This is a genomic window from Pseudomonas flavescens (genome assembly GCF_013408425.1).
Taxonomy (GTDB): domain Bacteria; phylum Pseudomonadota; class Gammaproteobacteria; order Pseudomonadales; family Pseudomonadaceae; genus Aquipseudomonas; species Aquipseudomonas fulva_A.
Genome location: NZ_JACBYV010000001.1, coordinates 1,156,990 through 1,174,717, shown reverse-complemented (window position 1 = coordinate 1,174,717; position 17,728 = coordinate 1,156,990). Strand labels below are relative to the sequence as shown.

Annotated in this window: 16 protein-coding genes and 1 tRNA gene; 11 read left to right on the top strand and 6 right to left on the bottom strand. The window is 62.1% G+C overall.

Features of this window, described 5'->3' with window-relative positions:
• Nucleotides 1-16: 16 nt before the first annotated feature.
• Nucleotides 17-1,570: a sigma-54-dependent transcriptional regulator gene (locus FHR27_RS05105; protein ID WP_179537987.1), complete on the bottom strand. Its 1,554-nt coding sequence runs from the start codon at nt 1,568-1,570 to the stop codon at nt 17-19.
• Between the two features lie 280 nt (nt 1,571-1,850).
• Between FHR27_RS05105 and phhA the strand changes: the two genes are divergently transcribed.
• The 5 genes from phhA to cobF all read left to right on the top strand — a co-directional run bounded on the left by phhA (nt 1,851) and on the right by cobF (nt 7,885).
• The gene (gene phhA, locus FHR27_RS05100) at nt 1,851-2,636 is read left to right on the top strand and encodes a phenylalanine 4-monooxygenase (RefSeq protein WP_179537986.1); all 786 of its coding nucleotides are present in this window, start codon (nt 1,851-1,853) and stop codon (nt 2,634-2,636) included.
• 133 nt (nt 2,637-2,769) lie between these two features.
• On the top strand, nt 2,770-3,126 hold the full coding sequence (locus FHR27_RS05095; protein ID WP_179537985.1) for a 4a-hydroxytetrahydrobiopterin dehydratase: 357 nt from the start codon (nt 2,770-2,772) through the stop codon (nt 3,124-3,126).
• A gap of 191 nt (nt 3,127-3,317) precedes the next feature.
• The gene (locus FHR27_RS05090) at nt 3,318-4,607 is read left to right on the top strand and encodes an MFS transporter (RefSeq protein ID WP_042556117.1); all 1,290 of its coding nucleotides are present in this window, start codon (nt 3,318-3,320) and stop codon (nt 4,605-4,607) included.
• Nucleotides 4,608-4,706: 99 nt separating this feature from the next.
• Nucleotides 4,707-6,965, top strand: coding sequence for a glucosylglycerol-phosphate synthase (gene ggpS / locus FHR27_RS05085; RefSeq protein ID WP_179537984.1), 2,259 nt, complete (start codon nt 4,707-4,709; stop codon nt 6,963-6,965).
• 155 nt (nt 6,966-7,120) lie between these two features.
• Nucleotides 7,121-7,885 (top strand): precorrin-6A synthase (deacetylating), encoded by a 765-nt coding sequence (gene cobF, locus FHR27_RS05080; protein ID WP_042556119.1) that lies wholly within the window; start codon nt 7,121-7,123, stop codon nt 7,883-7,885.
• Between the two features lie 209 nt (nt 7,886-8,094).
• Here cobF and prmB read toward each other — a convergent pair whose 3' ends face one another.
• Nucleotides 8,095-9,021 carry a 50S ribosomal protein L3 N(5)-glutamine methyltransferase gene (gene prmB, locus FHR27_RS05075; protein ID WP_444964375.1) on the bottom strand — a complete coding sequence of 309 codons (927 nt, stop codon included), beginning with the start codon at nt 9,019-9,021 and terminating at the stop codon, nt 8,095-8,097.
• Between the two features lie 225 nt (nt 9,022-9,246).
• Between prmB and FHR27_RS05070 the strand changes: the two genes are divergently transcribed.
• The 3 genes from FHR27_RS05070 (at nt 9,247) to FHR27_RS05060 (ending at nt 10,872) form a co-directional block, all read left to right on the top strand.
• Nucleotides 9,247-9,846: a cysteine hydrolase family protein gene (locus FHR27_RS05070; protein ID WP_179537983.1), complete on the top strand. Its 600-nt coding sequence runs from the start codon at nt 9,247-9,249 to the stop codon at nt 9,844-9,846.
• Between the two features lie 96 nt (nt 9,847-9,942).
• Nucleotides 9,943-10,266, top strand: coding sequence for a hypothetical protein (locus tag FHR27_RS05065; RefSeq protein WP_042556121.1), 324 nt, complete (start codon nt 9,943-9,945; stop codon nt 10,264-10,266).
• A 48-nt stretch (nt 10,267-10,314) separates the two neighbouring features.
• A complete protein-coding gene (locus FHR27_RS05060; protein ID WP_042556122.1) occupies nt 10,315-10,872 on the top strand; it encodes a Smr/MutS family protein in 558 nt (185 codons plus the stop codon).
• A 99-nt stretch (nt 10,873-10,971) separates the two neighbouring features.
• On the opposite strand, the gene efp is transcribed toward FHR27_RS05060, so the two are convergent.
• Genes efp through FHR27_RS05045 form a run of 3 tightly spaced genes read right to left on the bottom strand, consistent with a single transcriptional unit; the run spans nt 10,972 to nt 14,097 of the window.
• Complete coding sequence (efp, locus tag FHR27_RS05055; protein ID WP_042556123.1) at nt 10,972-11,544, bottom strand: elongation factor P; 573 nt, start codon at nt 11,542-11,544, stop codon at nt 10,972-10,974.
• A gap of 46 nt (nt 11,545-11,590) precedes the next feature.
• The gene (earP, locus tag FHR27_RS05050; RefSeq protein ID WP_042556124.1) at nt 11,591-12,715 is read right to left on the bottom strand and encodes an elongation factor P maturation arginine rhamnosyltransferase EarP; all 1,125 of its coding nucleotides are present in this window, start codon (nt 12,713-12,715) and stop codon (nt 11,591-11,593) included.
• A gap of 32 nt (nt 12,716-12,747) precedes the next feature.
• Nucleotides 12,748-14,097, bottom strand: a complete 1,350-nt coding sequence (locus tag FHR27_RS05045) for an MFS transporter (protein WP_042556125.1) — start codon at nt 14,095-14,097, stop codon at nt 12,748-12,750.
• Nucleotides 14,098-14,917: 820 nt separating this feature from the next.
• Here FHR27_RS05045 and FHR27_RS05040 point away from each other — a divergent pair.
• A complete protein-coding gene (locus FHR27_RS05040) occupies nt 14,918-15,355 on the top strand; it encodes a hypothetical protein (RefSeq protein ID WP_042556126.1) in 438 nt (145 codons plus the stop codon).
• Nucleotides 15,356-15,689: 334 nt separating this feature from the next.
• Here FHR27_RS05040 and FHR27_RS05030 read toward each other — a convergent pair.
• Nucleotides 15,690-15,779: transfer RNA gene (locus FHR27_RS05030), tRNA-Ser, on the bottom strand.
• A gap of 344 nt (nt 15,780-16,123) precedes the next feature.
• On the opposite strand from FHR27_RS05030, the gene FHR27_RS05025 reads away from it, so the two are divergent.
• Together FHR27_RS05025 and FHR27_RS05020 are read left to right on the top strand one after the other, a co-directional pair.
• Nucleotides 16,124-16,813 carry a crotonase/enoyl-CoA hydratase family protein gene (locus FHR27_RS05025; RefSeq protein WP_179537981.1) on the top strand — a complete coding sequence of 230 codons (690 nt, stop codon included), beginning with the start codon at nt 16,124-16,126 and terminating at the stop codon, nt 16,811-16,813.
• Between the two features lie 129 nt (nt 16,814-16,942).
• The gene (locus FHR27_RS05020) at nt 16,943-17,677 is read left to right on the top strand and encodes a lysophospholipid acyltransferase family protein (RefSeq protein WP_179537980.1); all 735 of its coding nucleotides are present in this window, start codon (nt 16,943-16,945) and stop codon (nt 17,675-17,677) included.
• Nucleotides 17,678-17,728: the final 51 nt, after the last annotated feature.

The window sequence follows — 17,728 nt, the reverse complement described above, 5'->3', positions numbered from 1 at the left end:
CCGGGCTCGTTTCCTTCTACTCCTTGCCAACCCCATGCTCGCGCAACTTGTTGGCGATGGTGGTGTGGGACACGCCCAGCCGCTTGCCGAGCAAGCGGCTACTGGGAAATTCCCCGTGCAGGCGCTCCAATACGGCCTTCTCGAAACGCCCGACGATGGCGTCCAGCCCGCCTTCCAGCGAGAAGTCGCCCAGCGGCTGCGCCGCACCGTAGCCCGGCAGGCGAATGTGCTCGGGCTTCACCACTGCGCCGTCGCACAGCGACACCGCCTGGAACAGCACGTTCTCCAGCTGCCGCACGTTGCCCGGCCAATGGTAACGGCCCAGCTTGTCCAGCGCGGCGGGCGCCAGACCCGGTAGCGGGCAGCCGATCTGTCGGCTGGCGCGGTCGAGAAAATGCTCGGCCAGCGGCTGCAGGCCATCCAGGCATTCACGCAGCGGCGGGATGTGCAGGCTCAGCACGTTGAGCCGGTGGTACAGGTCTTCGCGAAACTCGCCACGGGCGCACAGCTCGGAGAGGTCGAGCTGGGTGGCGCAGGTCACCCGCACATCCAGGTACACCTCCTCGTCACTGCCGACCCGACGGAAGCAACCGTCCTGCAGAAAGCGCAACAGCTTGGCCTGCAGGCGCGGGCTCATTTCACCGACACCATCGAGAAACAGAGTGCCGCCTGCGGTCAGCTCCAGCAGGCCCAGCTTGCCCTCGGCACGGGCCCCCTCGAAGGCACCGGGGCCGTAACCGAACAGTTCGGTCTCGGCCATCGACTCCGGCAGGCCGGCACAGTTGAGTGCCATGAACGGCGACTGGCCCCGCGGACTGGCCAGGTGGCAGGCGCGGGCCAGCAGTTCCTTGCCGGTGCCGGTTTCGCCCTCGATCAACAGCGGTGCATCCAGCGGCGCCATGCGCCGCGCCTCACGCACCACGGCCGCCATCACTCGGGAACTCTGGAAGATGCTGTCGAAACCACGCAGTTCCTGCTTGCGCACCTGGTAAATGCGCTCGCCGACACGGTCGGCACGGTGCAGGGTCAGCACCGCACCGGCCATGGCCTCGCTGTCGTCGTGCTCGCTTTGCAGCGGTGCGATATCGGCGAGAAACACGTCGCCACAGACCTTCACCCGCAGGCCATTGATGCGCGAGCGATTGGCGCGGACCAGCTCCGGCAGATCGAAATCCTCGACGTAGCGCGACAGCGCGATGCCCGGTACTTCGTCCACCCGTACCCCAAGCAGACCGGCAGCGGCCCGGTTGGCGGCGACGATACTGCCACCCATGTCGATGGACAGCACCGGGAATTCCAGCGCACCGAGCAAGGCGTTGAGCTCCAGATGGCGACGCTCACTGGGCATCAGGCCCACGCGCTTGACGCCGAACACGCCGGTGATGGCTTCGAACTTGGCGCGCAGCGCCTGGAACTGCAGATTGATCAGGTTGGGGCAATGCAGGTAAATGGCGTTGCCCTGCTCGCCGCCGACCTCGCCGCGTGCGACGTTGATGCCATAGTCGACCAGCAGTTCGAGGATATCGCGCAGGATGCCAACACGGTTCTGGCAGTGGATCTTGATACGCATGACGGCCGCTCTTGTTATTTTCGTCAAGGTTTCTTGCCAGTCTAGTGGATGCGACCTGGCTCAGGACAAGGTTTCGCACAAGACGTAATCCTTTCTTTACGAAAATCCCGTCCAAGGCGCTGGAACGGATCGCGCAGGCGCTCCCCGAGATCTCCAGCCTGGGCCATGCTGCAGGCCATGGAAAGGGTTGTCGACGCCAGCTGCAGCGGCCTTGATGCGTCGCGCACCCGCCCCTCGATAGCCCGTAAACCGAGCCGTGACAGACCAGGGAGATCGCCCGATGAAAGCCAGCCAGTACGTCGCCAGGCAGCCTGAGGCGAGCGGCTTTATCCACTATGACGAGGTCGAGCATCGCACCTGGCAGACGCTGATCGAGCGCCAGCTCGCGGTGATCGAGTCACGGGCCTGCCAACCCTATCTCGATGGCCTGGACGAGCTCGCCCTGCCCCATGACCGGATTCCCCAGTTGCCGGACATCAACCGCGTGCTGCGCGCCGCCACCGGCTGGCAAGTCGCGCAGGTACCGGCGCTGATTCCCTTTCAACGCTTCTTCGAACTGCTCGCCAATCGGCAGTTTCCGGTGGCCACCTTCATCCGCAGCGAAGCGGAGCTGGATTACCTGCAGGAGCCGGACATCTTCCACGAGATATTCGGTCACTGCCCGTTGCTTACCAACCCCTGGTTCGCCGGGTTCACCCACACCTACGGCCGCCTGGGTCTGGCCGCCACGCCTCAGGAGCGGGTGTTTCTCGCTCGCCTGTACTGGATGACCATCGAGTTCGGGCTGGTAGATACCCCGGCGGGCAAGCGCATCTACGGCGGCGGAATTCTCTCCTCACCCAAGGAGGCGCTGTACTGCCTGTCCGCAGAGCCCGAACACCTGCCGTTCGATCCTGTCGAAACCATGCGTACGCCCTACCGCATCGACATCCTGCAGCCGCTGTATTTCGTGCTGCCGGATCTGCAACGGCTGTACGCCCTGGCCCAGGAAGACATCATGGGCCACGTTCAGGAGGCGATGCGCCTGGGCCTGCACGAGCCGAAGTTTCCGCCCAGGGCGGCTTGATGGAACAGATAACAATCTGGATCGTAGGAGCCCGCTTGCGGGCGATGATTGGCGGTAGAGCGATCTTCCACAAGCGGGCTCCTACACGATGTTCAATTCGCATAGTCCTGACCACTTACCAGCGGAGCCATCTATGACTGATCTCACCAAAGCCACTTGCGAGGCCTGCAACGCCGACGCCCCCAAAGTCAGCGAAACCGAGCTGGCGGAGCTGCTGCGGCAGATTCCCGACTGGAACATCGAGGTTCGCGACGGCGTGATGCAGCTCGAAAGGACCTACGCTTTTCGCACCTTCAAACATGCGCTGGCCTTCACCAACGCGGTGGGCGAGATCGCCGAAACGGAGAACCATCACCCCGCTCTGCTCACCGAATGGGGCAAGGTCACGGTGACCTGGTGGAGCCACTCGATCAAGGGCCTGCATCGCAACGATTTCATCATGGCGGCACGCACCGACGAGTTGGCCAAGGGTGCCGATGGGCGCAAATGATCTGCCCCGTAAACGGGAAAAAGTCGCTCCTTCACGCACTGCGCTGGTGCCTTTCACTCCCCGAAAAAACGCAAAGACCGTTCGTCGGCAAAAATTAATCTTAATTATCAATAACCTAGACAACCATCGCAAAGATCACTGGCGCGCTTTCTGCTTGCCATCATCGGCATAGTCCCCTAGGGTTGTTCGCCATGTGGTCCTTGATTGCCCCTATCAGCTCGTTGCTGGGTGGGGTTGCGTTACTCCTCCTCGGCAACGGTCTGCTCAACACTCTACTGACCCTGCGTGGCGTCGCCGAAGGCTACTCCACCGGGATGCTCGGACTGATCATGTCCGGGTACTTCGTCGGTTTTCTTCTCGGCACCTGGCTGGCTATTCCGCTGGTTCGTCGCGTTGGGCATATTCGTGCGTTCTCCTTTTGCGCCGCCCTCGCCGCGATCACCGCGCTGCTCCATGTGCTGATCGTCGACCCCTGGGTCTGGCTGGGCTTGCGGGTGCTCTATGGCCTGGCGCTGGTCAGCCTGTATATGGTCATCGAGAGCTGGCTCAACGCTCAGGTCCCCAACGACAAGCGCGGACAGATGTTCGCGGTGTACATGGCGGTGAATCTGGGTGCTCTGGCTGCCGCGCAGCAATTGCTGAACCTGGCAGATCCTGGCGAATTCCTGCTCTTCGCCCTGGCGGCGATGCTGATCAGTGCGGCACTGATGCCCATCACCCTGACCCGCCAGCCGCAGCCGAGCGTGCCGGATACACTGCATACCAACCTGCGCGCCATCGCCGGCATCGCGCCACTGTCGATTGCTGCAGCGGGCCTGTCTGGCCTGGCACTCGGTGCGTTCTGGGGCATGGCGCCGGTGTATGCCAGCCTCAATGGCTTCGATGCCGCCGGAGTCGGCCTGATGATGAGCGCGACGATTCTCGGCGGCGCTCTGCTGCAGTGGCCGATCGGGCGCTTTTCCGACACCCATGATCGACGCTGGGTGCTGTTCTGGGTGGTCAGCGCTGCGGTGCTCGTCGCCCTGTTGATGAGCCTGCTGCCGGCCGGCCGGCCGCTACTGGCCCTGATGTTCCTGTTTGGCGGACTGTCGTTCGCCATCTATCCCGTCGCCGTGGCGCAGCTCATCGACCAGTTGCACAGCGACGAGATCCTTGCCGGCTCCAGCAGCCTGCTGATGGTCAATGGCATCGGCTCCGTCTGCGGGCCGCTGCTCGCCGGGCTACTGATGCAGTACACCGGCGCCGCCGCCCTGCCGCTGTACTTCGCGGCCACCCTGGGGTTGCTGGCGGCCTACACCTTCTATCGTCTGCGTCACGTCAGCGATCTGGTCTCGGGTGAACAGGCGCATTTCGTGCCGATGCTACGCACCAGTCACACCGTGCTGGAGCTGATGCCCGACGCGCCGCCCTCGGACGATGAAAACGACACGGACAACGATAACCAGGGTGACGAGCGGGAGCCCGTCACCGCTTCATCGTAGGCACGACGCCTACAGAACAGAGGTGCCTAAAGGCACCCGCTTTGCTCGTCGGCTGATGTCGGCGCGTCACTGCACCACTCATGGACAGGGAGACAGCGCATGCTACTTGCAACCGATCTTGATGGAACCTTTCTCGCTGGCGATCCCGAGGATCGTCTCAGCCTTTACCAGACCATCGCCGCCCACCCGGAAATTCAGCTGGCCTACGTCACCGGCCGCAGCCTCGAAGCGGTATTGCCGCTGCTGGCCGACCCGACCTTGCCACAACCGGACTTCATCATCGCCGACGTCGGCGCCACCTTCGTGCATGGCGACACCCTGCAACCGATCCAACTGCTGCAGAGCCAGGTCGATGCTCGCTGGCCGGGTGAAAGCCAGGTAGCCCAGGCCGTGGAAGGCTTCGGCCTGGAGCGCCAGGACGTCCCCCAGGCACGCCGTTGCTCCTATTTCTGCACGCCCGAACAGGCTGCCGACCCGGTCCTGGCCAAGGTCGCAGAAACGCTAGGTTGCGATCTGCTCTACTCCGCGGATCGCTACCTCGACTTTCTGCCCAAGGGCATCAACAAGGGCACCAGCCTCAAGGCGTTGGTCGACTGGCTGGGAATCGACGCCGGTCAGGTGCTGGCCTGTGGCGATACCCTCAATGACCTGAACATGCTCGACGGTACCTACAAGGGCGTCTGCGTTGGCGAGTCCGAGCCGAACCTGATCAAGGCGACCGAGCACCAGTCGTGGATCCTGCAGGCCGATCGCCCTGGCTGCGGCGGTATCTTGCAGGCCTTCGTGCATTTCGGCTTTCTCGGTGAACATGGCATAGCCGCGGAGAAGCGCACGGCGACCAAGCCGGGCCGTGCCGAGCTGGTGATGGTCTATCACCGCCTGCCCTACGAAGAACACCGCGTGGACGGCAAGGTGCAGCGCCGTCGCCCAACCTCGCCCAACGGCATCATTCCGACCCTGATGAGTTTCTTCGGTGATTCGCGCCCTGGCTCATGGGTCGCCTGGGCGGTCGACGAGAAAGGCGACGAGCCATTCGAAACCCATACCACCGTGGATGCCGAGCGCTACCCGAAACTCACCGCCGCGCGGGTGGCACTGAGCAAGGAAGAAGTCGACATCTTCTACAAGCGCTTCTCCAAGGAAGCCTTCTGGCCGACCCTGCACACCTTCTGGGAGCGCGCACGCTTCGACGAGGATGACTGGCAGGTGTTTCTCAAGGTCAACCGTGCCTTCGCCGAGCGCACCGCCAAGGAAGCCGCGGAAGGCGCCATCGTCTGGCTGCACGACTACAACCTGTGGATGGTGCCGGGCTACCTGCGCGAACTGCGCCCGGACCTGCGCATCGCTTTCTTTCACCACACCTACTTCCCATCGGCCGACGTATTCAACGTACTGCCGTGGCGCCGGCAGATCATCGGCAGCCTTCTGCAATGCGACTACATCGGTTTCCATATCCCGCGTCAGGTGGAGAACTTCGTCGACGTGGCCCGTGGCGTCACGCCGCTGCAAACCGTCAGTCGACAGAACTGCGCACCGCGTTTCGTCACCTATGGCTGCGCCGTGGGCCTGGAGCGCATGACCACCGCCGTGGACACCGGCAGCCGCGTGGTCAAGCTTGGTGCCCATCCGGTTGGCCTCGATATCGACCGCGTGCGCAACGCCCTTGCCCAGGACAAGACCCGCGAGCAGATGAGCCAACTGCGTGACGAGCTGCGCGGTATCAGGCTGATTCTCTCGGTGGAACGCCTTGACTACACCAAGGGCATCCTCGAAAAACTTCAGGCTTACGAGCGCCTGCTGGCCGACAACCCGGAGCTGCACAAGAAAATCACCCTGGTCAGCATCTGCGTGCCGGCGGCCCGCGAAATGACCATCTACGACGAGCTGCAATCGCAGATCGAACAAGCCGTGGGGCGCATCAACGGTCGCTTCGCCCGCATTGGCTGGACGCCCGTGCAGTTCTTCTTCCGCAGCTTTCCGTTCGACGAAGTGGTGGCCTGGTACGCCATGGCCGATGTCATGTGGATCACGCCGCTGCGCGACGGCCTCAACCTGGTGGCCAAGGAGTTCGTCGCCACCCAGGGCCTGCTCGAAGGCCAGGGCGTGCTGGCGCTTTCGGAATTCGCGGGTGCTGCAGCGGAGCTCAAGGGCGCGCTGCTGACCAACCCCCACGATACCGCTGACCTGGCGCACACCTGCTACCTGGCGTTGAACATGCCCAAGTCCGAAGCCCGTGCACGGATGCGCGAGCTGTTCGATATCGTCAACTACAACGATATTCGCCGCTGGGGTGACGAGTTCCTGGCCGGCGTCGCCGAGCCGGAGGAAGAGACGGTACTGAAGCTGGCGGCAGGCTGAGCCAAGTTAATAGATCTGTGGGAGCGGGCCATGCCCGCGACAGCTTCGTGGGCATGGACTGAGCGTCCCCGCCCGCTCCCACAAGTGGTGTTCTACCCTGCTCTGCGGTCTGCAACTGATATGCTGCGCGTCATTGCAAGTACGAGACGCGCAGCATGAAAGACATCCTGATCATCGGCATCGGCGCCGGTGACCCTGACTACCTCACCACGCAAGCGATCAAGGCGCTCAATCGTGCCGACGTGTTCTTCATCCTCGACAAGGGTGAAGCCAAGGACAAACTGATCGCCCTGCGCCGCTTGATCCTCGATCGCTATATCGAGCCTGGTCGCAATTATCGAATCCTCGAAGCGACCAATCCGGAACGCGAACGCGATGTAGCCAACTATGAAGCCAGCATCGACAGTCTCAATCGCGACAAGCAGGCCGTGTTCGAGCAATTGCTCGAGCAGTTGCAGGAGGGCGAAACCGGTGCCTTTCTAGTCTGGGGCGACCCGTCACTGTACGACAGCACCATACGCATTCTCGACGGCGTTATCGCCAGTGGCATGCCGCTCGACTATGAGGTGATCCCCGGTATCACCAGCGTCCAGGCGCTTACCGCGCGCCACCGCATTGCGCTGAACCAGATCGGCCGTGCCGTGCAGATCACCACCGGCCGCCGCCTGCGCGAAGGCTGGCCAGAGGGCGTGGACAGCGTGGTGGTGATGCTCGATGCGCAGGACAGCTATCGCCATGTGGTGGGCGAAGATCTGCATATCTACTGGGGCGCCTACGTCGGCACGCCGGACGAGATTCTTATCTCAGGAAAGCTGGCCGAAGTGGCCGAGCAAATCGTCACGACCCGCGCTGCCGCACGCCAGGCCAATGGCTGGATCATGGACAGCTACTTACTGCGCCGCGGTGGCCGCGAGGCCTGAGCCAGACTCACGGACTCCGACCGCGGCCCATTCATGACCTGCCGTGCATTACCTGAGCGTTCGACTGCAAGCGCCTGACGATTCATTGTGGGAACGGGCCATGCCCGTGATCTTTCGCGGGCATGGCCCGCTCTCACAGGCAGTGGCCTTACGATCGCTTACGTCACATAGCGGGCCCGTGACTCGAGCTAACGGATCGTAATGTCGCCTCAGCAGCGCTCGCGAAACAGCGCCTGATGTTCGCGACACTGCTCGGCCGACAACATGAACACGCCGTGGCCACCGCGGGCGAAATCCAGCCAGGCGAAATCCACTTCGGGATACAACGCCTCGACGTGCACCTGGCTGTTGCCCACCTCGACGATCAGCAGACCTTTGTCAGTCAGGTGATCGGCCGCTTCGGCCAGCATGCGGCGCACCAGATCCAGCCCATCATCGCCGCAGGCCAGGCCCATTTCCGGCTCGTGCTGATACTCGGCGGGCATGTCGGCGAAATCTTCGGCATCCACATAGGGCGGGTTGGAAACGATCAGATCGAAGCGCTGCCCTGGCAGACCAGCGAAACCGTCACCCTGCACGGTATACACCCGCTCATCGAGGCCATGGCGCTCGATATTGCGGTTGGCCACTTCCAATGCCTCGTAGGACAGGTCACCGAGCACCACTTCGGCGTCGAGGAATTCATAAGCGCAAGCAATGCCGATGCAGCCCGAACCGGTGCACAGGTCGAGAATCCGCGCCGGCTCTGCGGACAGCCAGGGGCTGAAACGCTGCTCGATCAGCTCGGCGATCGGCGAGCGCGGCACCAGCACACGCTCGTCGACGATGAAGGGCAAACCGCAGAACCACGCCTCGCCGAGCAGGTAGGCGGTGGGTACACGGTCAGCGATGCGGCGCTGCAGCAAGGCGTGCAGATGTTGCTGCTCGTCTTCTTCAAGGCGGCAATCGAGATAGCTGTCGGCGATTTCCCAGGGCAGATGCAGGGCGCCGAGCACCAGTTGCCGTGCCTCGTCCCAGGCGTTGTCGGTGCCATGGCCGAAGAACAGCTCCTCTGCCTGAAAGCGGCTCACGGCCCAGCGGATGTAATCGCGCAAGGTGCGCAGGCGGGTGTTCAGGGCTGGGCGGGCATCGGTCACAACTTGGCTCCGGGCAAAAGGCGTTAGTTTAGCAGGCCTACCCCGGCAATCCAGCGCTGCCAGCCACCTGTTGGGTGGGCCAGCGCCTAACGGAGCCCGCAAGCTGAAACGATTCACTTGGGCTACCGAGACCGCTACGCTGCAATACAACCAACAGAGAGGTTCACAGCAGCGCCATAGAGGCGGACAATATGCACCGTTAACCGCGCCAGCAAGGAGTCGTACATGTCGTCCCACCCGCAAACGTTCTATCAGCTCACTGGTCGTGGCCACGCGCCTGCCAACCTGAGCAATGCGACTCTGCTGGTCATCGATGCCCAGGAAGAATATCGCAGTGGTGTGGTGCAGTTGCCTGGCCTGGATGCAGCCCTGGCGGAAATCGCCAAGCTGCTGGATGCCGTTCGCGCCCAGGGTGGCGCCATCGTTCACGTCAAGCACCTGGGTATCCCTGGCGGCCTGCTCGACCCCCGCGGCCCACGTGGCGAGCACCTCCCGGAAGTGGCACCACTGCCGGGCGAAATCGTCGTAGAGAAACGCATGCCGAACGCCTTTTCCGGTACCGACCTGCACGAGAAGCTGCAGTCTCTGGGGCACCTCGACCTGATCGTCTGCGGGTTCATGACTCACTCCAGTATCAGCACCACCATTCGCGCTACCAAGGATTACGGCTATCGCTGTACCGTGGTCGACGCCGCCTGTGCCACCCGCGATCTGCCAACGCCGGATGGCAAGGTGATCAGCGCCGCCGAGATGCACCGCTTCGAGATGATCGCCCTGGCAGACAACTTCGCGGCCTGGGTTCCGGACGCCAGCGCGCTGCTGTAACTCCGCTGCCAATGCGGCGCCAGGCGCCGCATTGGTTTGAACCCGCTTCGTTCCTGCCAGTCATAGCGAAAAGATCCTTCGAGGAAATGTCGCCCCATGAAGCAATCAGACGGTTTCGATGCCCGACGCCTACGCCCGAGAGGATCGGGCCACTGGCGACTGCGCGTTGCCGCCGCCCTGGCGGCGCTGTTCGCGACATTCGGTATTCTGCTGGCCATGGCGGGTACTGCAACGTTATTGGGCAGACCACCTGCACTTGGCAATCTGAACGATTCCACCAGCGATGCGGGCGTTCTGCTGATGCTTGGTCTGGTACTGCTTTGCGGGGGCGTGGTGGGCTGGCGCAAATGCCGACGTCGCATGCGCCAGCGCAGGGCCGACCTGGCCATGTCTCCGCACCTGATGAAGAAACGCGACTGACCCGCCCTTCTCCGCTTGGTAAACTTGTCGCCCCCTGCGGAGGCTCCAATGCAAGACGATGACCTTTCCCTGTTCAAGGCACAGCTGCAAGGCGTGAAGCCGATCAAGCATGATCGTGCCGACACCGGCAAGCCGAAGAGCGACCGTGCTCGCCTGGCTACCCTGCGCCAGGCTGCCACATTGCGCACCGACACCATCAAGGTCGACGGCCTCTCCGATCAGTTCGTCATCGACGTCGGCGCCGAAGACGCCCTGTATTGGGTCGGCAATGGCGTGCAGGACGGCCAGATGCGCAAGCTCAAGCTCGGCCAGATCCCCTTCGACGGCAGCCTCGACCTGCACGGCATGAACGTGGAAAAGGCCCGCGACACCCTCTGGGAGTTCCTCGCCGAGGCCACCAGGCTGGAAGTTCGCTGCGTGCGCGTGACACACGGCAAGGCGGTACGCACCGACGGCCGCAAACCGATGATCAAGAGCCACGTGAACACCTGGCTGCGCCAGCACCCGCAGGTGCTTGGCTTTACCTCATGCGTCGCCAAACACGGCGGCACCGGTGCGGTTTACGTGATACTCAAACGCACCATGATGGACGGCCGCGACGAGTGATCCGCCGCGCTCGGCAGCCCGACGCGCACTCCCCTTGAATCACAGATGTAAAAAACCCGGCTCGAAGGCCGGGTTTTCAACACACAGCTAACCTGACGATCAGACCGGCGCCTTGGCGCGGGACTTGTATTCGCCGGTGCGGGTGTCGATCTCGATCCAGTCACCGATTTCGCAGAAATCAGCCACTTTCACTTCGGTACCGTTGTTCAGTTTGGCAGGCTTCATCACCTTGCCGGAGGTGTCGCCACGGGCGGAACCTTCGGTGTAGGCCAACTGACGCACGATGGTGGTCGGCAGGTCGACGGAGATGACCTTGCCTTCGAAGAACACGGCTTCACAGACGTCGTTCATGCCTTCTTCGATGAATGGCAGAACGCTTTCCAGATCTTCGGCACGCAGCTCGTAGGAGTTGTATTCCGGATCCATGAAAACGTAGTCGTCGCCACTGATGTAAGACAGGTTCACTTCCTTGCGCTCAAGGATGACCGGTTCCATCTTGTCGTCGGCTTTGTAGACGGTTTCGGTCTTCGAGCCGTTCATCAGGTTCTTCAGCTTCATCTTCACGATGGCGCTGTTACGACCGGACTTGGTGAACTCGGCCTTCTGGATCAGCCATGGCTGGCCATCGATCAGGGCCACGCTGTTAGGCTTCATTTCTTGTGCGGTTTTCATACGAATATCCGGATCTGAATGGATTTACAAAATTCGAGGCCGCGTATCATAGCCAATTTCGGTAAAACTGCACCAGCGCTGCGGCAAGATCTGCACGTACCGCCTGGCGCTTCGCCCAGGCCTGGGCATGGGCAGTCAGCTCATCGCGGCACTGCAGCCATGCGCTCCAGCCCTGCGCCATGGGCTCGCTGCCATTCCAGGCGCGCCACAGGCCCTGCAGCGCCGCGCTGGCCTCGGCTGAAAGGTCTTGGCAGTACAACGTCATGAACGCCTCCAGTTTGTCCCAGTGCGCGCCCTCCTGCTGGGGGTAGATGTGCCAGACCAGCGGCCGCCCGGCCCACTGCGCGCGCACGAAGGAATCCTCGCCGCGCACCAGATTCAGGTCGCAGCACCAGAGCAGCGCGTCGTACTGATCCTGCTGCATGAAGGGCAGCACCTGCACGCTCAGTACTCCCCGCTCGGCCAGCGTGCCTGCTTCGATGGGCTGACCCAGCCAGTGCTGCAGGTCAACGAGAATCCGCCCCTCGGGCACCAGCAAATGGCTGGGCGAGGCATCGCTCGCCAGGGCATCCAGCCAGCCGGATAGTGCAGCGTTTTCGTAGGCGAACAGGGAGATCAGACGCGCACCAGCAGCGGGTCGCACGCCCATCGACTCGAGCAGACGCTGACGGGCGTCAGCGTCCTCCTGCAGCGCGTCACGGGCGCCCAGCAGATCGCCTTCACGCAGCAACCCACCGGTGCCCGCGGTGAAACCGGGGAAGAAGAAGAATTTCTGCAAGCCATTGCCTTGCATCGAAGGCAGCCCGTGGCAACCCTCGACCCAGTTTTCGGCGCTCAGGTATTCCAGGTTCAGCCAGAGGATGGCAGTGGGGCTTGCCGCCATCGCCGCGACGTAATCGGCCGGCAACTCGCAGGCGAACGCCTCGATCACCACATCGGCTGGCTCGATCGACTGCCAGGCCAGCGCCCAGTGACATACCTCGACGCCACTCAGGCGCTGCACCGCCAACTCGGCATCCGCCTCTGGGCAGATCCGCGTCAGCGCCACCAGATCATCGACCCACAGACGTACCTCGGCGCCGTGCTCGGCCACCAGTTGCCGCGCCAGTCGCCAGGTCACGCCGATATCGCCATAGTTATCGACGACGCGGCAGAAAATGTCCCACTTCATCGCAGCACTTCCTTCATTGGGCCTCGATCATTTCAGGCCTGAAGCCCACCACCGCTGCGTACCTGATCGCCCTGGGATGGATCGCCCACGGGCTCGGCGACCTCGACACCGGGTACCACGTCGGAGAGATCCTCCATGCGCTCGTGTTCGAGCGCGCCCTGCACCAGGTCTTCGGTCACCCGCAGCTCGGCCCCCACCATCGAGGCAGGGGTCGCCGGCTCGAATGGTGCCACAGGCTGTGGCGCCGGACGCAATTTGCGACGCCAGAAGAACAGCACCACCAGGCAACCATTGAGCAGGCTGAATGCCATGAACAGCCCGGCATCGCCATCACGCTCCATCAGGGGTGAAATCATTAGCGGGCTGATCGCCGAACCGAGCGAGTTGATCAACAGCAAGCCCTGGACCATGCGCACCAGAGCACCGGCAGGTGCCCGATCCGCTGCGTGGCTGACCGCCACCGGATAGACGGCGAACACCCCACCGCCGAGCAGGAAGAGCAGAACCATCAGCAACAGCGGCGAGGATGGCAACACCATGATGGCCACGGAGATCGCCAGGCAGAAGATGCTCAACGCGATCAGCACCACCTGACGATCGTACTGGTCCGACCAGCGCCCCACCGGGTACTGCAGCAGCATGGCGCCGAGAATCACGCTGGCCATCATCTGGCCGACTTCGCTGACGCTCATGCCCACGCGTTGCAGATACAGCGGCAGCAGTGAATACACGGCGGCGATGGCGATACCCGAGCCGAAGCAGCCGATCACCCCGGTCGGTGTCATGCGGATCAGTTGCTGCGGCAACAGCGGCTCGACCTTCTCGACCAGCGGGGTCACCCGAGGAATGATGCCCATCGGCAATACCGACAACGAGGCCAGCAACCCCGCCACCATAAAGGGAGCGGTCTCCCCCCAGGCGTCGATGGCACCGAGCTGCAACTGCCCGAGCATGCCCGAGCCGTACAACGCCATCATGTACAACGCCAGCAGGCGGCCGCGCACCTTCTGATCGCCAGCCAGAAGCATCCAGCTCTCCACCACCAGAAATACGCCGAGAATCGACCAACCGGCGATCAGCCGGAAGACGAACCAGGCCCAGGGATCGAAGAACAAACCCTGCAGAAGCACGCTGACTGCGGTCAGCGACGCGAAGCTGCTGTAGGCACGGATATGACCGATGCGCAGGATCAAACGGTCGTTGAACAGCGCGCCCAGGGTCAGGCCGATGAAGTACGACGCGGACACGATGCCGATCACCGTCGCCGACACCCCGGCCGCATCCAGACGCAGCGTGGTCAGTGAGGAAATAAAGCCATTACCGATACTGATGATGAATAAACCGAGCAAGGGCCCCAGCGCCATGCCAAGCAGTTGCGACATAAAAACCTCAGAAACGATGATAGGAGTCCGCCCCCGCCATGGGCAGGTGACTGAAACTGGAAGTGCCGTGCCGTTGCACAGGCAGCAATCGAAACCTGAAGCGCAGAGGCGCAGACTCTCGCCTGCGAGCTGTGCTCGGCTGAGTGCTGGATGCTCGGAGAGGGTTGGCGCCGCAGAAAGCCGGACACCAGAAGCCCAAAGCCAGCGAAAACCGGTCGGTTTTCGGCTTTTTTGGTGTTGTTCGAAAGTGGCTGTGAAGACGGGGCTCGAACGCCGCCCCGCTCTTTCAGCTTGCCACAGGCCGCATCATGGCAGGGCGCGGACGATACAGCAGCGCCCTGAAACGGACAAGATCGTCCTGGCCATTGGCGTATTTCCCTTTACCCAGTCGCCCGCGCAGTTACCAACGGTCGGCTGTATGAAAGCCCAGCTATCCAGACTAGTCACGTTGGTAGTAGCTTATTGCCATAACACCAGCCAAGGAACGGCCATGCTTCGGCTATTGCTCGCTTCATCCCGCCTGCTCACACCCGCCATCGACGCACACGGCAAAGGCTGCCGCAGCAGCCGACCATGCGCCACCCCTGCATTTCCTGGAACAAAACTTGCTGCATCCGGGAAGGCAGTAGCTTTAGCAGCTATTCTCCAAAAAGCAGCACGACTGAGCTCGCTCCAATTCTGCGGCGAACCGCTCGTCGCAGCTAACCATGGCTGTTGCCTGCGTACGAGCTCGCGAGGGTCGATACACGCCAATCTATTTGAAGCGCCAGCAATCCTGCTCTAGCCTGAGTGCTCAAACATCAACGTAAGGATGCGGATCATGATGTATCACACGATCAAACACGGCATTTTCGCAGACGAATTCGCCCGGGTTCTGCGCCTAGCCATGAACAAGAATGACGACGTGCTGGTGGCGGTTCCTGGCAACATCGATAACCTCACCGTGCCCATTGCAAGACTGCTTGGTGCGGCGCTTGCCAAACGGCTGCTCGAAGAGCGTGAAGTGACGGTGACCACACCTGGCGCGCCGGAAAAAACCCTCTATCTCGCTTCGATCAACGGCTGCACCTCTTTCAAAAAGGGTTCAGTCGTATTGCCCTGGACTCCGCTCGATACGGTTTCCAAGGCAGCGGCAAAGCATTCTTCATCGGACACGTTCTTCATCGCCAATGACGGCCCGGGCACGCCTTACCGCGAGCCAGGCAAAGACGAACTGACGCGCTACCAGAAGAGCTACCCCAGGTCGAAAGTGGTATGAGGCCTTAGGAAGCTGAAGAAAACGCCAAGGAGCCTTCTGCTGCAGCTTGAAGGGCAGGACTGAAGCCTTGCTGGACGAGTGCGGCGTCTCCTCCCCTCCCGCTCCCCCTTACGAAAAGCTCGCAGAGGACCTGAACGGCGCATGCTCGCGGCGCAGCAACGTCCAGCACCGCCTCGCCTACCAGGTGCCGCAGGATGAGCACGTGATCAAGGTGCTGCGGCTCTGGACTCACTGCGAATAGAGCGCTTTCGACACTGCTTTGACGGTTACCTGACCCAGAATGCAAAAAGCCCCGAAAACGGTGACGTTTTCAGGGCTTCAGGTATTTCGAAAGTGGCGGTGAAGAAGGGATTCGAACCCTTGATACGATTTCTCGTATACACACTTTCCAGGCGTGCTCCTTCAACCGCTCGGACACTTCACCGGATCTCGCCAGACATGCTGTCTGTCGAGGCGCGCTAATGTAATCGAAGGTTTTCCCAAAGGCAAACTTTTTTCAGAAGATTCATGCATTTAAGCCATGGCGAGGTATAGCGGCCGCCCGCCTGGGCACGCGCGACGGACTCCTGCCGAATCAGCCAGCCGTAGTAGCGGGCACGCTGGGGAGTGACGGCAATGCCAATCCGTCCGATCCCTCATCGGCGCCACGCTGGGACGGAGTCCTGCATTCGCCAAGGCTGAAGCCTGACTCTACAGTCACCCTTCGTGCTTTACCTGACCTCGTCCGATGGGTAACGTCAGCCGCATATCCAGAACAAGGAGTCGACCATGAGCGACCTGATCAGCTACCAACTCGATGACGGCATCGCCACCCTGACCCTGAACAACGGCAAGGTGAATGCCATTTCCCCTGCGGTGATCGAGGCGTTCAATGAGGCCCTGGATCGCGCTACCCAGGACAAGGCCATCGTGATCCTGACCGGACAGCCGGGGATTCTCTCCGGCGGTTATGACCTCAAGGTGATGACCTCCGGCCCGCAGAATGCCATCGACCTGGTAGCCGCGGGTTCGACCCTGGCGCGGCGCATGCTCGCTCACCCCTACCCGATCATCGTCGCCTGCCCGGGCCATGCGGTGGCCAAGGGTGCGTTTCTGCTGCTCTCCAGCGATTACCGCATCGGTGTCGAGGGGTCCTTCAGCATTGGCCTCAATGAAGTGCAGATCGGCATGACCATGCACCACGTGGGCATCGAACTGGCCCGCGACCGCCTGCGCAAGTCGGCCTTTCACCGCTCGGTGATCAATGGCGAGATGTTCGATCCGCAAAGCGCAGTAGATGCGGGCTTCCTCGACAAGGTGGTACCGGCCGACCAACTAGTGGTCACTGCACTGGCCGTCGCTGCGCAGTTCAAGAAGATCAACATGAATGCCCACCGCAAGACCAAGCTCAAGGTCCGCGCTGCGCTGCTGGAAACCCTCGACCAGTCCATCGAACTGGACAAGCAGCACGCCCTGTAAGGCTTCAGGCATGCTTTCGCCCGATCAACTGCATGCCTGAACGTCGGCAATCACTGGTAATGGCCTGGCAATTGCCCAAAAACCGGGCCACCCCTACACTGCGCGACCTTTTTCGAGTGGGTCGCAACCATGCTCTTCGTACTGCGCATGCTGATGATGGGCGTGCATTTCATCGGCGCAGGCATTCTTGGGCTGTTGCTGGGCCTGTGTCGCCCATTCCACCCTGACAACAGCCGCCTGTGCGCGCGCTTGTATTCATTGCCGGCGCTGCGCCTGCTGCGCATCAAGGTCCAGACCGATACGCGCAATCTGGCCGAACATGACCGCCCCTGCGTGATCATCGCCAACCACCAGTCCAACTACGACCTTTATGTCATCGGCTGCGTGGTGCCCCGACGCACGGTAAGCATCGGCAAGAAGAGCCTCAAATGGGTGCCCCTGTTCGGCCAGCTGTACTGGCTGGCCGGCAATGTACTGATCGACCGCGGCAACGCACGCAAGGCCAAGCGCTCGATGCTGGCGACCACCCATACGCTGCAACATGAGAACACTTCCATCTGGGTCTTCCCGGAAGGTACCCGCAATGGTGGTGGCGAGATGTTGCCGTTCAAGAAAGGCGCCTTCCAGATGGCCGTTGCCGCCGGTGTTCCGATCATCCCGGTGTGTGCCAGCAGCTACGTACGCAGTCTGCGCCTCAATGCCTGGAACAGCGGCCGGGTGATGATCCGCTCACTGCCGGAGATCCCCACCGCCGGCCTGAGCATGGATGACCTGCCGCAACTGATCGAAACGTGCCGCTCGCGCATGCAGACCTGCATCGATGCGATGGATGCCGAATTGGCGAGCACGTCGACGCCGGCGTAAAGGGGCTGAGCGACGCGAGATAAGCAGGTAAGCTGCCGCGAACAGGTAACG